At 54.5% G+C, this 13,919-nt stretch carries 11 protein-coding genes; 5 read left to right on the top strand and 6 right to left on the bottom strand.

Annotated elements, in window-relative coordinates:
* Window positions 1-38: 38 nt before the first annotated feature.
* The 3 genes from glnG to glnA all read right to left on the bottom strand — a co-directional run bounded on the left by glnG (window position 39) and on the right by glnA (window position 4,175).
* Window positions 39-1,448, bottom strand: coding sequence for a nitrogen regulation protein NR(I) (gene glnG, locus ACRQ84_RS15050; protein ID WP_008109800.1), 1,410 nt, complete (start codon window positions 1,446-1,448; stop codon window positions 39-41).
* Between the two features lie 7 nt (window positions 1,449-1,455).
* Window positions 1,456-2,505 (bottom strand): nitrogen regulation protein NR(II), encoded by a 1,050-nt coding sequence (gene glnL, locus ACRQ84_RS15045; protein WP_483816476.1) that lies wholly within the window; start codon window positions 2,503-2,505, stop codon window positions 1,456-1,458.
* A 260-nt stretch (window positions 2,506-2,765) separates the two neighbouring features.
* Window positions 2,766-4,175 carry a glutamate--ammonia ligase gene (gene glnA / locus ACRQ84_RS15040; RefSeq protein ID WP_007885243.1) on the bottom strand — a complete coding sequence of 470 codons (1,410 nt, stop codon included), beginning with the start codon at window positions 4,173-4,175 and terminating at the stop codon, window positions 2,766-2,768.
* A 439-nt stretch (window positions 4,176-4,614) separates the two neighbouring features.
* Here glnA and typA point away from each other — a divergent pair, with 439 nt between their 5' ends.
* From typA to fabY, 5 genes are all read left to right on the top strand, one after another.
* The gene (typA, locus tag ACRQ84_RS15035) at window positions 4,615-6,435 is read left to right on the top strand and encodes a ribosome-dependent GTPase TypA (protein ID WP_007885247.1); all 1,821 of its coding nucleotides are present in this window, start codon (window positions 4,615-4,617) and stop codon (window positions 6,433-6,435) included.
* A 184-nt stretch (window positions 6,436-6,619) separates the two neighbouring features.
* Entirely contained in the window at window positions 6,620-7,216 is a 597-nt protein-coding gene (gene yihX / locus ACRQ84_RS15030) for a glucose-1-phosphatase (RefSeq protein ID WP_064741557.1), read from the top strand.
* A gap of 3 nt (window positions 7,217-7,219) precedes the next feature.
* A complete protein-coding gene (locus ACRQ84_RS15025) occupies window positions 7,220-8,089 on the top strand; it encodes a virulence factor BrkB family protein (RefSeq protein ID WP_483817933.1) in 870 nt (289 codons plus the stop codon).
* Window positions 8,086-8,523: a D-aminoacyl-tRNA deacylase gene (gene dtd, locus ACRQ84_RS15020; protein ID WP_483816475.1), complete on the top strand. Its 438-nt coding sequence runs from the start codon at window positions 8,086-8,088 to the stop codon at window positions 8,521-8,523. The genes ACRQ84_RS15025 and dtd overlap by 4 nt, the downstream gene beginning before the upstream one ends.
* 59 nt (window positions 8,524-8,582) lie before the next feature.
* On the top strand, window positions 8,583-9,530 hold the full coding sequence (fabY, locus tag ACRQ84_RS15015; protein ID WP_483816474.1) for a fatty acid biosynthesis protein FabY: 948 nt from the start codon (window positions 8,583-8,585) through the stop codon (window positions 9,528-9,530).
* Window positions 9,531-9,644: 114 nt separating this feature from the next.
* Here fabY and ACRQ84_RS15010 read toward each other — a convergent pair whose 3' ends face one another.
* The 3 genes from ACRQ84_RS15010 to ACRQ84_RS15000 form a co-directional block, all read right to left on the bottom strand.
* Window positions 9,645-11,321 (bottom strand): AsmA family protein, encoded by a 1,677-nt coding sequence (locus ACRQ84_RS15010; protein ID WP_483816473.1) that lies wholly within the window; start codon window positions 11,319-11,321, stop codon window positions 9,645-9,647.
* Between the two features lie 122 nt (window positions 11,322-11,443).
* Entirely contained in the window at window positions 11,444-12,829 is a 1,386-nt protein-coding gene (locus ACRQ84_RS15005; protein WP_483816472.1) for a nucleobase:cation symporter-2 family protein, read from the bottom strand.
* Between the two features lie 92 nt (window positions 12,830-12,921).
* Window positions 12,922-13,857 carry a quinone oxidoreductase family protein gene (locus ACRQ84_RS15000; RefSeq protein WP_483816471.1) on the bottom strand — a complete coding sequence of 312 codons (936 nt, stop codon included), beginning with the start codon at window positions 13,855-13,857 and terminating at the stop codon, window positions 12,922-12,924.
* Between the last annotated feature and the right edge of the window lie 62 nt (window positions 13,858-13,919).

Below are 13,919 nucleotides of genomic sequence, written 5' to 3'. Positions count from 1 at the left end.
CCCATGGGCTCCCCGGCTTCGAAACGCCATGTTCCGCGTTACTCCATTCCCAGCTCTTTTAACTTACGCGTCAGGGTATTACGTCCCCAGCCGAGCAGGCGTGCCGCTTCCTGTTTGTGCCCCTGAGTGTGACGCAGCGCGGTGGTGAGCAGCGTGCGCTCCATCTCAGGCTGTGCTTCCGACAACAGGTTTTGATGACCGGAACGCAAAGCGCGATCGGCCCACTGCGCCAGTAGCGTGGCCCAACTGTCTGGCAACGACTGCACCGGGTTGTCTGGCGTGCTGGATTCAAACAGTTCAGGCGGCAGATCCTGAATTAACACTTCCTGGCCCGCTGCCATCACCGTTAACCAGCGACAGGTATTCTCCAGCTGACGCACGTTACCGGACCAATGCAGACGCGTCAGCGCGGTTTCGGTTTCCGGGTGCAGGATCTTCGCTTCCACGCCCAACTCACGCGCAGCGACCTGCAGGAAGTAACGCGCCAGGCGCGGAATATCTTCGCGTCGTTCGCGCAACGGCGGCAGATGAACACGAATCACGTTGAGACGGTGGAACAAGTCTTCTCGGAATTTGCCTTCCTGCACACGCAGCTCAAGATTCTGGTGGGTTGCCGCGATAATACGCACATCCACTTTCACCGGCGCATAGCCGCCGACACGATAAAACTGGCCATCTGCCAATACGCGTAACAGGCGGGTTTGCACATCGAGCGGCATATCACCAATTTCATCGAGGAACAGCGTACCGCCATCGGCCTGCTCAAAACGCCCCTGGCGAATCTGATTCGCACCGGTAAATGCGCCTTTCTCATGACCAAACAGCTCTGATTCGATCAAATCTTTTGGAATTGCCGCCATGTTCAGCGCGATAAAAGGCGATTTCGCGCGCGGACTATGGCGATGCAGCGCATGCGCCACCAACTCTTTACCCGTACCGGATTCACCGTTGATCAGCACGCTAATTGAGGAGCGTGAAAGACGACCAATGATGCGGAATACATCCTGCATTGCCGGCGCTTCGCCGATAATATCGGTGGTTGGGCCGCTAACCGGTTGATTACGCGGCTGCTGCTGTTCCTGATAATGGCTAATCGCGCGTTCAACCAGCGCAACGGCTTCATCAATATCAAACGGCTTTGGCAGGTAATCAAACGCACCTTGCTGATAAGCGCTGACGGCAGCATCCAGATCGGAGTGCGCAGTCATAATGATCACCGGCAGCATGGGATGGCGCTGCTTAATTTGTTTCAGCAGCGCAAGTCCATCCATGCCAGGCATGCGAATGTCTGACAATAATACGTCTGGGGTTTTACTTGCGAGCGCGTCCAATACCTCGTTAGCGCTGTCAAAGGTAGCACAGCTCAAACCGGCTCCAGTGAGCGCTCGTTCAAGCACCCAGCGGATGGAGCTATCGTCATCGACGATCCAGACTATCCCTCGTTGCATAGAAACCTCACTGGCGAATAGGCAGATAAACCGAGAATTCGGTATGACCTGGCCAACTGTTAAATTCTATTTTTCCTGAATGCTGATCGATCAGGCTACGGGCGATGGACAGACCTAAACCGGTACCGCCTTCGCGTCCGCTTACCATCGGATAGAACAGGGTATCTTGTAGCTGGGCCGGAATTCCTGGGCCGTCGTCTTCAATATCAATACGTGCGACCAAACGGTAGCGCGTGCCGTGCAGCGTGAGCTGGAAGGCAGTTCGGGTGCGAATCACAATGGTGCCGCCTGCATCGCCTAAGGCTTGCAGCGCATTACGCACCACATTCAACAGCACCTGTTCAATCTGGTCGGGGTCGTGCGGCATTTCCGGCAGGCTTGGGTCGTAATCACGCACCAGTGAAACATTTTCCGGCAACTCCATCGACACCAGATTCACCACACGTTCCGCCACCTGATGAATGCTTTGCGTCACGTGCAGACCCGGTTGTTGCGGACCTAACAGACGATCGACCAAATTACGCAGTCGGTCGGCTTGCTCAATGATGATGCGCGTATATTCATGCAAAGAAGGATCGGGTAATGCGCGGGTAAGCAGTTGCGCGGCACCCCGTAATCCTCCCAGCGGATTTTTGATTTCATGCGCCAGACCGCGGACTAAATCGCGGGCAGCCACCTGCTGAGCATGCTGAATTTGTTCCTGGCTAAGACGACGTTGATTATCCATCGGCGCCATTTCCAACAGAATAAAGCCATCTGGTAAGCGCTGTGCCGTCAGCGACATAATGTGCGCCCGGCCATCGACCACTAACGTGACTTCGCTATCGGTAAAGCCCTGGCCAGCTCCGAGACTCTCGCTCATCACCTCAATATTCAGCGAAAAATAGCCGGTTAATTCCGGTAATGGCGTGCCGAACAATTTACGTGAGCTTTGCGCCAGTAATTGCTGCGCCGCCGGATTGGCGTAATGGATAACTAAATCGTTATCGACCAGCAAAATACTGTTGATCAGAGAGTTGAGAATCTGCCCCGCGTCGGGCAGCGTGCCAGTTGCCATACAGCGTTCCTCTGCACTAATTTAGTGCATTATAGCCTTTCAGGACGGAAATCTGTGCTTCGTACCCTGTATGCGCGGAGAAAAAAGCCCATCCGGAGATGGGCTAAAGTTTCCACGGCAATATAAAATCTTCGGCGTCTTTTACACCGCCGCTGCGTTGGCTGCACTCGTTGACCCGAGTCACTGAATTATCTCAGCTCTCCGGGATTGTCTCGATTGCCGCCTTGCGGCGATGAAAACCCGCGAATCTTTAATGCTGATTAAACGCTGTAATACAGTTCGAACTCAACCGGGTGCGGAGTCATACGCACGCGGTCAACTTCTGGCTTGCGCAGTTCGATGTACGCATCGATCGCGTCATCAGTGAACACACCGCCACGGGTCAGGAACTCGCGGTCTTCGTTCAGTGCGTTCAGGGCTTCTTCCAGAGAACCTGCAACTTTTGGAATCTCAGCTTCTTCTTCCGGCGGCAGGTCATACAGGTTTTTGTCCATCGCATCGCCAGGGTGGATCTTGTTGATAACACCATCAAGACCGGCCATCAGCAGCGCGGTGAATGCCAGGTATGGGTTAGCCGCTGGATCCGGGAAGCGCGCTTCGATACGACGTGCTTTCGGGCTAGCAACCACTGGAATACGGATAGAAGCAGAACGGTTACGGGCAGAGTAAGCCAGCATAACGGGGGCTTCGTAGCCTGGAACCAGACGCTTGTATGAGTTGGTGGTTGGGTTCGCGAGGGCGTTGATCGCTTTAGCGTGCTTGATGATACCGCCGATGTAGAACAGAGCAGTTTCAGACAGGCCGCCGTACTTGTCGCCAGAGAACAGGTTCACGCCGCCTTTTGACAGGGACATGTGGCAGTGCATACCAGAACCGTTATCGCCGAACATTGGCTTAGGCATGAAGGTTGCCGTTTTGCCGTACGCGTGAGCAACGTTGTGCACCACGTATTTGTAGATCTGAATTTCGTCAGCTTTTTTAGTCATGGTGTTGAAGCGGGTTGCCACTTCGTTCTGACCAGCAGTGGCGACTTCGTGGTGATGTGCTTCAACCACCAGACCCATCTGTTCCATGGTCAGACACATGGCAGAACGGATGTCCTGCGCGGAGTCAACCGGTGGCACTGGGAAGTAACCGCCTTTCAGACCAGGACGGTGACCTTTGTTTCCGCCTTCATACTCTTTACCGGTGTTCCATGCGGCTTCGATATCATCGATAGCAACGTGTGAACCTGAGGTAGAAGAACCGAAGCGGATGTCATCGAACAGGAAGAACTCTGGTTCTGGTCCAAACAGCACGGTATCCGCGATGCCTGAAGAACGCAGGAACTCTTCTGCACGTTTAGCAATGGAGCGTGGGTCACGATCGTAGCCCTGCAAAGTGCCTGGCTCAAGGATGTCGCAACGGATGATCAGGGTCGAGTCTTCGAAGAACGGATCCATGACTGCAGTGGTTGCATCCGGCATCAGCACCATGTCTGATTCGTTAATGCCTTTCCAGCCACCGATGGAGGAGCCATCGAACATTTTGCCTTCTTCGAAGAAGTCAGCGTTAACCTGGTGAGCAGGGATAGTAACGTGCTGTTCTTTACCTTTAGTATCGGTAAAACGCAGGTCAACAAACTTAACTTCATGCTCGTTCATCATCGAGAGAACGTGTTCAGCGGACATACTCAACTCTCCTGGAAATGGTCATTATCGTCATGGTGAGAGAACTTCGTTGCCGGGAATGTGTCTCGACTGCTGACCATTCCTAACCAAAGATCTCGGCAAGCTCTTTCAACCGTTTTATAACTGTCGTTTTCGCTTAAAATATATAAAGCGAATTCTGTGCCAACTTTATGACAATGGCGAAAATGGCGCTACAATGCGCTCTTTCGTGAGTCGAAGGCTGCACCAGGATGGATTGCATGCATTGTTATGGTGCATCACCGGTGAATATAAGCACTATATTGGTGCAAATTGCCATCGCAGTGCAGATTAATGCACCGTAAATGGTGCTAAAAACCAGCGCTACGAGAAACTTTCGGCGAAATCTGTGATCATGTTCAGTCTTCCGCTTAATCCGTGTACAATACCGCGTTATTTCTATAATGCCTGAGGCAAAGCTGTGATCGAAAATTTGCGTAACATCGCCATCATCGCGCACGTTGACCATGGTAAGACCACCCTGGTTGACAAGCTGCTACAACAGTCCGGTACTTTTGATGCTCGTACCGAAGCGACTGAGCGCGTAATGGACTCCAACGATTTGGAGAAAGAGCGTGGGATTACCATCCTCGCAAAAAACACCGCCATCAAATGGAATGACTACCGTATCAACATCGTTGATACCCCAGGACACGCCGACTTCGGTGGTGAAGTGGAGCGCGTCATGTCCATGGTGGATTCGGTGCTGCTGGTTGTAGATGCGATGGATGGCCCTATGCCGCAAACCCGCTTCGTAACCAAGAAAGCATTTGCTCATGGTTTGAAGCCGATTGTGGTTATTAACAAAGTTGACCGTCCGGGCGCGCGTCCTGATTGGGTTGTTGATCAGGTATTTGACCTGTTCGTTAACCTGGATGCGACTGACGAGCAGCTGGACTTCCCGATCATCTTCGCTTCGGCGCTGAATGGCATCGCGGGTCTGGAACATACCGACATGGCTGACGACATGACCCCGCTGTATCAGGCGATCGTCGACCACGTTTCTCCACCTCAGGTTGAAGTTGAAGCTCCACTGCAGATGCAGATCTCGCAGCTGGACTACAACAACTATCTGGGCGTGATCGGTATCGGCCGCATCAAACGCGGTACCGTTAAGCCGAACCAGCAGGTCACTATCATTGATAGCGAAGGCAAAACCCGTAACGGTAAAGTCGGTAAAGTGCTGGGCCACCTTGGTCTGGAGCGTATCGAAAGCACCCTGGCGGAAGCGGGCGACATCATCGCGATCACCGGTCTGGGCGAGCTGAACATCTCTGACACCATCTGCGACACGCAGAATGTGGAAGCGCTGCCAGCCCTGAGCGTCGACGAACCAACCGTAACCATGTTCTTCAACGTGAACACCTCACCGTTCTGCGGTAAAGAAGGTAAGTTCGTGACCTCGCGCCAGATCCTGGAGCGTTTGAACAAAGAGCTGGTACACAACGTTGCACTGCGCGTTGAAGAAACTGAAGATTCGGATGCATTCCGCGTTTCCGGTCGTGGTGAGCTGCACTTGTCAGTGCTGATCGAGAACATGCGTCGTGAAGGTTTCGAGCTGGCGGTATCCCGTCCGAAAGTTATCTTCCGTGAGTTCGAAGGCCGTAAGCAGGAGCCATTCGAAAACGTTACCCTCGACATCGAAGAAACCCATCAGGGTTCTGTGATGCAAGCGATGGGTGAGCGTAAAGGCGACCTGAAAAACATGGATCCAGATGGTAAAGGCCGTGTACGTCTCGACTACATGATCCCAAGCCGTGGTCTGATCGGTTTCCGTAACGAATTTATGACCATGACCTCAGGTACTGGTCTGCTGTACTCCACCTTCAGCCACTACGACGACGTTCGTCCGGGCGAAGTGGGCCAGCGTCAGAACGGCGTACTGATCTCTAACGGTCAGGGTAAAGCGGTAGCGTTTGCTCTGTTCGGTCTGCAGGATCGCGGTAAGCTGTTCCTGGGTCACGGTGCGGAAGTGTATGAAGGCCAGATCATCGGTATTCACAGCCGTTCTAACGACCTGACAGTTAACTGCCTGACCGGTAAGAAACTGACCAACATGCGTGCATCAGGTACTGATGAAGCGACCACTCTGGTTCCACCGCAGAAAATGACGCTGGAACAGGCTATCGAGTTCATCGATGACGACGAACTGGTTGAAGTGACTCCGCTGTCAGTCCGTATTCGTAAACGTCACCTGACCGAGAACGATCGTAAACGTTCTTCTCGCGGCAGCAAAGAGTAAGCGAAACAGTCTGATATTAAGCCCCGCACCAGCGGGGCTTTTTTGTGCCTGTAATCCGCTACAACGCTCGCTTGCGGTCGTTCGGCCCCGCTTACAGATTGCTGATTTCCCGCGCCTCGTCCCTGTTCAGACGCCGCTTTTGCCGCTAAAGTGAATGATCCAGGGAACATAAAGGAGAGGCGTCATGCTGTACATTTTTGATTTAGGCAATGTGATTGTTGATATCGATTTTAATCGTGTGCTCGGCGTCTGGAGCGATTTGGGGCGTGTGCCGCTGGCAACGTTGCAAAGCAGTTTCCGCATGGATGAGGCTTTTGAGAAACACGAACGTGGCGAAATCAGCGATCCCGAATTCGCGGCGCGCATCTGCGACCAACTGGATATCGCGCTGAGCTATCCGCAATTTACTGCTGGCTGGCAGGCGGTGTTTGTTGGCGTGCGTCCGGAAACGCTGGCCATCATGAACAAGCTGCGAGCCAATGGCGAGCGCGTGGTGATCCTGTCCAATACCAATCAGCTGCACTTTGAGTTCTGGCCAACGCAATACCCCGATGTGCAGCAGGCGGCCGATCATCTTTATATGTCGCAGGATATCGGCATGCGTAAGCCGGAAGCCCGCATCTATAACTATGTGCTGCAGCATGAAGGTTACCAGGCCGATCAGGCGGTATTCTTTGATGATAATCAGGCCAATATCGACGCTGCACGCGCGCTCGGCATTGAGAGCGTGCTGGTAGTGGATGAGAAAACTGTGCCGGATTGGTTCGAGGGTCGTCTCTGAGTGCTGAACCGACGACATCTGCGCCACTCGGCGCATGCCTTTTATTTGTGGGTTAAACTGCTGTGGCGACGCATTGATGATGACAACATGACCACGCAGGCGGGTAATCTCGCCTACGTCTCATTGCTGGCGTTGGTGCCGCTGATTGCCGTGGTTTTTGCGCTGTTTGCCGCCTTTCCGATGTTCTCAGATATCAGTGTGCAGCTAAAAAACTTCATTTTCACCAACTTCATCCCGGCGACGGGCGATGTGATTCAGCGTTATCTCGATCAGTTCGTCGCCAACGTCAATAAGATGACGGCGGTCGGCATTGTGGGATTGATCGTCACCGCGCTGCTGCTGATGCATTCGGTAGACAGTGCGTTAAATGCCATCTGGCGCAGTGACAAGCCGCGGCCATTGGTCTATTCGTTTGCCGTTTACTGGATGATTTTAACGCTCGGCCCGCTGCTGGCAGGCGCAAGCTTAGCCCTTAGCTCCTATCTGTTGTCGCTGCGTTGGGTGAATGTCACCGGCGTCACCAGTTTGATTGATCATCTGCTGCGCATCTTCCCGCTGTTCCTCTCCATTCTCGCTTTCTGGCTGCTGTATAGCATTGTGCCAACGCGACGTGTGCCCACGCGCGATGCACTGATCGGCGCTATCGTTGCCGGCTTGCTGTTCGAGCTGGGCAAAAAAGGCTTTGCGCTCTATGTTACGATGTTCCCTTCGTATCAGTTAATTTACGGCGTTCTGGCGGTTATCCCTATTCTGTTCCTTTGGGTGTACTGGTCGTGGTGTATTGTTTTGTTAGGCGCGGAAATCACCGTCACCCTGGATGACTATCGCCAGTTAAAACAGCAGGAACGCGATAAAGAACGTGAGGAAACATGATTGCTTTGATTCAGCGCGTCAGCCGCGCCAGTGTCAGCGTTGATGGCGCGACAGTGGGTGAAATTGGTGCCGGTTTATTAGTGTTATTGGGTGTAGAAAAGGGCGACGACGAGCAAAAAGCGCAGCGTTTAACCGAGCGCGTTCTGGGCTACCGCATCTTCGCGGATGAGAATGACAAAATGAATCTCAATGTGCAGCAGGCTGGCGGCAGCGTGCTGGTGGTATCGCAATTCACTCTCGCCGCGGATACCAATAAAGGCATGCGTCCCTCTTTTTCTGGCGGCGCTGAACCGGCGGAAGCCGATCGCCTCTATGAATACTTTAGCGATTGCTGCCGGGCACAGGGCGTATCCACAGCAAACGGACGCTTTGCCGCCAATATGCAGGTTTCGTTGGTAAACGATGGTCCGGTGACCTTTTGGTTACAGGTGTGAGGTTTTCAGCCGAGCGGCAAGGACTTAGCCACGCAAGCTCCGAACGAGAGAATCACTTTATGTATCATCTTCGCGTACCGCAAACGGCGGAAGAGCTGGATATGTATTACCAGTTCCGCTGGGAAATGTTACGAAAGCCGCTGCGTCAGCCGCAGGGTTCTGAGCGCGACGCCTGGGATGCGCTAGCACATCATCAAATGGTGGTGGATGAGCAGGGCAAACCGGTGGCGATTGGTCGTCTGTATATCAACGCGGAAAACGAAGCGGCAATTCGCTTCCTCGCGGTCCATCCTTCCGTGCAGGGCAAAGGTCTTGGCACGCTCGTGGCGATGACGCTGGAATCGGTCGCACGTCAGGAAGGGGCAAAGCGCGTCACCTGTAGTGCGCGTGAAGACGCCGTCGAATTCTTTGCCAAGCTAGGCTACGTCAATCAGGGTGAAATCACTGCACCGCAAACCACGCCGGTGCGCCACTTCCTGATGATCAAACCGGTCGTGACGCTCGACGATATTCTGCATCGCGCCGACTGGTGCGGCCAGCTGCAGCAAGCCTGGTATGAACACATCCCGCTGAGTGAAAAAATGGGCGTGCGCATTCTGCAATATACCGGGCAGAAATTCGTTACCACCATGCCCGAAGCGGGCAACCAGAATCCCCATCACACCTTATTCGCCGGCAGCCTGTTCTCGCTCGCTACGCTGACTGGCTGGGGCTTGATTTGGCTGCTGCTGCGCGAGCGTCACCTCGGCGGTACTATCATTCTGGCAGATGCGCATATTCGCTACAGCAAACCCATCAGCGGCCGTCCGGGCGCGATTGCCGATCTCGGCTCACTCAGCGGCGATCTTGATCGTCTGGCACGTGGCCGTAAAGCGCGCGTGCAGATGGAAGTTGAGCTGTTTGGTGATGAAGAGTTAGGCGCGGTTTTCGAAGGGGTGTATATCGTTCTGCCCGCCGATTCTGATGGTTCACTGGAAGAAGGCGGCTCCGGGGCGCGTATCAACTGATACCGCTCAATTACGCAAAAATGCCCGGTTATCCAGGTGCGCATGCATGCGCACCCTAGGAAAATCCAGCTCTATAAACGTAGGGTCGCCATTCATGGCGACCTGGTTTTTAAATTATTGCAACTGACCGCCACGCATCGTCTGCTGCACGGCTTGTGTATCGGTGGTCACCGACAACGTGCCATCCACGCTTGGGCGCAGCGGCGCGCTGGCGTTCAGCGACGCTTTCATCTGCAGCTGCAAATTACTGTTACCGCTCAGCTGCGTTGGCCAACCCCAGTTCCCCAGCACGTTTGCCGGCACAGCCTGTCCTTTCAGATTCAGCGTTAGCGGACGTGGCACATCCTGTCCAACCGTCGCGGTACCTTCCAATAAACCGCTGCCGTTAAAGGCACTCATTTCAGTCACCTGAATCTGCTGATCGTTGGCATTCAGCGCAATCGACGGATGACGCAAATCGGTACGATTGAAGGTAGCTTCGGCGGCGTTAAAGCTGGCTTTCCCAGCCCAAATTCCCCATTGATGTTGACGTGCCAGCAGCAGGTTATCCGCGCTACCATCCAGTGACGTCATCTGGAACGGGAACGCTGGATTGATATCAATAATCAGGTTGCGGTTAGCGGTGGCACGCGTGATCAGCACGCTATCCAGCCAATCCGGCAGGGCTTGCTGCCAGCGATCGCGCCAATTTTGCGGCAGCGTATATTCCAGCCCGGCGATCGCCAGTTCATCCAGCGTCAGCCGCTTGTCGCTGCGCGACCAGTTACCGCTGGCGCGCACCACGCCATTGACCCAGCGCGAGCTGAACTGGGTGAGGGCAATGCCCTGCGCGGAGAGGTCAGCATTGACGATCGGATCGTTAAGCTCAAAGCCGCCGTTAATAAAATTCCCGGCGTTCATGGAAAGAGAACCGCCGTCGCTTTCCCAGCTATCGCCGCGCAGGGTAATGTTCTTCAGCGTTAAATCGAGATCGGTTACCGCCCAATCGGGCCCTTGCAGGCGCGCATCGGTCATATCCAGACGATTGATGCTCACCGAAGGCACATCGCGCAGTGGATTAAGGAAGTCGCTCAGGTTTTGATGCGTTTGCAGGCGGATATCGTTCAGGCGCAGTTGGTCAATTTTCCAGTTGCCCTGCGCATCACGCTCGGCGTTGCCGGTCATCGAACCGCGCGCCAGATCGGCACCGATATTGCTCAGCACCAGACGACGTTGCTTAATGCTGCCCTGTAACAGCACGTTGTTGCCCGGTACGCCGTCCAGCGTCAAGGTTCCGGCACTGATCTGGAACTGCGCATCGCTGCCCAGTACGTCGTTAGGCAGCGGTTTCCAAGGTAGAAGACCGCCATTCACGCGCTCAGCACTCATCGGCAAAGTGCTTTGTGGATTCTCAATACGCACATTGTTCAGCTGCAGGCGATTGGCCTGGATGGGCAGCGTGGTATTGGGCGCTTGATTGGCAAGATTGATTTCGCCGTCGCGCACTTCGATGCTGTTGAAGTGCAGAGGATCGCTAAACTGAACCAGCGCGAGACCGAGATCAACGCGTTTCGCCACCAATACAGCGGGCTGACCATCATGGCCAAAGCTGAAGTCATCGAGAATGATGTGCGAAGGGGAGGAAAAGTCGTGCTCAATCTTGCTGAGAGAGAGATGCCAGGCAGTTTTATCGCTTACCCAGCGGCTAAACCAACCTGCGCCCCATTGTGTTTGCAGCAACACATACAGCACTACCAGCGCCAGCAGAATTAGCAGCAGTAAAGTAAGGAAAAACTTGCCTAAAAATTTCATCGCACTCATCCATCCCGATATTTATCCGGTGAGTGGTTGTTATGCCTGAATTACCGTTACAGCTCAACAGCCTGGATGTAAATGCGGATAAATATCAGGCAGGCCGAAGCCTGCCTGCGAGATTACTTTTCTTGCGGGAAGATCAGGTTCAGTACGATGGCGGTGATACCACCGGCCGCAATGCCAGATGAAAGCAGGGTTTTCAGCCAGTCCGGGGCAAATTGCAGAATCAGCGGCTGCTGAGAAACGCCCAAACCTACTGCCAGCGACAGCGCGATAATCATGATGGCACGACGATTCAGCGGTTCACGTGAAACGATACGCACGCCAGACGCGGCGATAGTACCGAACATCACAATGGTCGCGCCGCCCAATACCGGTTCTGGAATGTGCTGCACAAATCCGCTCACTGCCGGGAACAGGCCCAGCACGATCAGCATCAGCGCCACGACAAAACCCACATAGCGACTGGCGACGCCGGTAAGCTGAATCACGCCGTTGTTTTGGCCAAAACAGGAGTTCGGAAAAGTGTTGAACAGCGCCGAAACAAAGGAGTTGAGGCCGTTGGCCAGCACGCCGCCTTTCAGACGCTTCATATACAGCGGGCCGCTGACCGGCTGCTCGGAAACATCAGAGGTCGCGGTGATGTCGCCAATGGTTTCCAGCGAGGTCACCATAAATACCAACATCAGCGGGATCAGCAGGTTCCAGTCAAAGCCCAGACCGTAGTAGAGCGGCGATGGCACGGCAATCAGTGGCTGATCGGCTGGCGTACTGGTGGCAGGCAGCATATCCAGTGTCCAAGCCAACGCATAACCTACCGCCATCGCGATCACCAGTGAAGCAACGCGCAGATAGGCATTACGCTGACGATTAAGCAGGATAATCACCACCAACACCGAAGCCGCCAGCAACAAATTTTTCGGTGCACCAAACGAGTGATCGCTCATGGCGGCAAAGCCGCCGCCGATGGAGGTCAAACCGACCTGAATCAGCGACAGACCAATAATCATCACCACAATGCCGGAAACCAGCGGCGTAATGATGCGGCGTGCCAGGTGCAGCACGCGTGACAGCACCATTTCGGTACAAGACGCTACCATCAGCGTACCAAACAGTGCCGCCATCATGGTCGGCACATCAACGCCGCCATTCTTCAGCGCCATGCCGCCCATGATCAGCGGCGTCACGAAGTTAAAGCTGGTGCCCTGAATCGACAACAGGCCGGAACCCACCGGCCCCCAGGTTTTGATTTGCAGAATGGATGCCACGCCCGAGGCAAACAATGACATGCTGATGATGTGCTGCGTATCCTGCGCCGGTAAACCCAGCGCCTGGCAAATTAGCAATGCGGGCGTAATCACCGCGACAAACATCGCCAGCAAATGCTGACAGGCAGCAAACAAGGTTTGTGGCAGCGGTGGACGGTCTTCGAGGCGGTAAATCAGTTCACTTTTCGGGCTTGCAGCGCTGGCAGGCTGGCGAGTTTCAGCGGTATTGACGGACATGGTGGACGTTCTCAATTACAACAAAGGGGCGATTTTAAACGGTTGCGTTGTGAAAGCAATCGTTTGCAATGCCCCTTTTTACTTCCGTTGATCTAAAGCGTAAACACCGTGCGGCAGCGGCTATCCTCTTCCTGCCACGCCTGCGCCACTTCACTTAATGGACGCATCTTGAAGGCGATGGAAAAATCGCTCTCGGCGGCCGCTGTCAACATTTCGCCAATGCAGGTAATCAGCTCCTTGTCCGAGACGCTTCCCAGGCCGCTGCCCATCAACGTCAATCCGGAGGAGCGCAGCAGCTTGCTGTGCAGCGTGATTTCCTGACCGCTCAGCGAACCGATTTGTACAAAGCGCACCGTCTTTTCACCGCCTGCCACTGCGGCCTGCATGATATCGAGCGCGCTCTGACCCCAGAGATAATCCAGCACCACATCAACGCCTTCTTTCATTAACGCCGGTAACGCGCCCGGTAATTCATCCAGCGTGAGCGTGATGTCCGCGCCCTGTGCGCGCAGTTGCTCCAGCGCGGCGCGGTTACGTCCGGTGGCGATGATTTTGCCTGCGCCCAAATGCTGCGCGATACGTACCGCCAAACCGCCCGACGTGCCGGTAGCGCCATTGATCAACACGGTTTCACCGTGACGCAGCTGAGCGCGTCGGGTTAATGCCGCCCAGGAGGACATGCCTGGATTCGCCAGCGCGGCAGCCAGCACCGGATCAAGTGTGGCCGGCAGCGGAACGATGCTATCGGCAGGCACTAAGGTTCTTTCCGCCATGCTGCCCCACGGCGCTGTAAAGGCGAGGAAGTAAACCGGATCGCCGTTGCTCAGCGTGCCAGTACCATCAATGCCGGTAATGAAGGGATAGTGCGCGGCCGCGCTGTAATGCGTGCCGGCGGCGCGTGCTTTTGCCAGTTGGCTGATGGCGGCGGCTTTCACCGTGACCACCACATGGTTTTCATCGGCCTGCGGTTCAGGGAAATCACCGTAAACGGGCTGTTCACCTGCCGCAGAAACTATCGCTGCTTTCATGCTTTCACCTTCTGTTAGACGTAAACTATGTGTAATATGCACACATTAGGCTTGCCTCGGAA

The organism is Pantoea sp. E2023-21, from assembly GCF_051302795.1.
Taxonomy (GTDB): Bacteria; Pseudomonadota; Gammaproteobacteria; order Enterobacterales; family Enterobacteriaceae; genus Pantoea; species Pantoea ludwigii_A.
The sequence above is the reverse complement of the archived record's forward strand: the minus strand, read 5'-3'. Positions and strand labels throughout refer to the sequence as shown.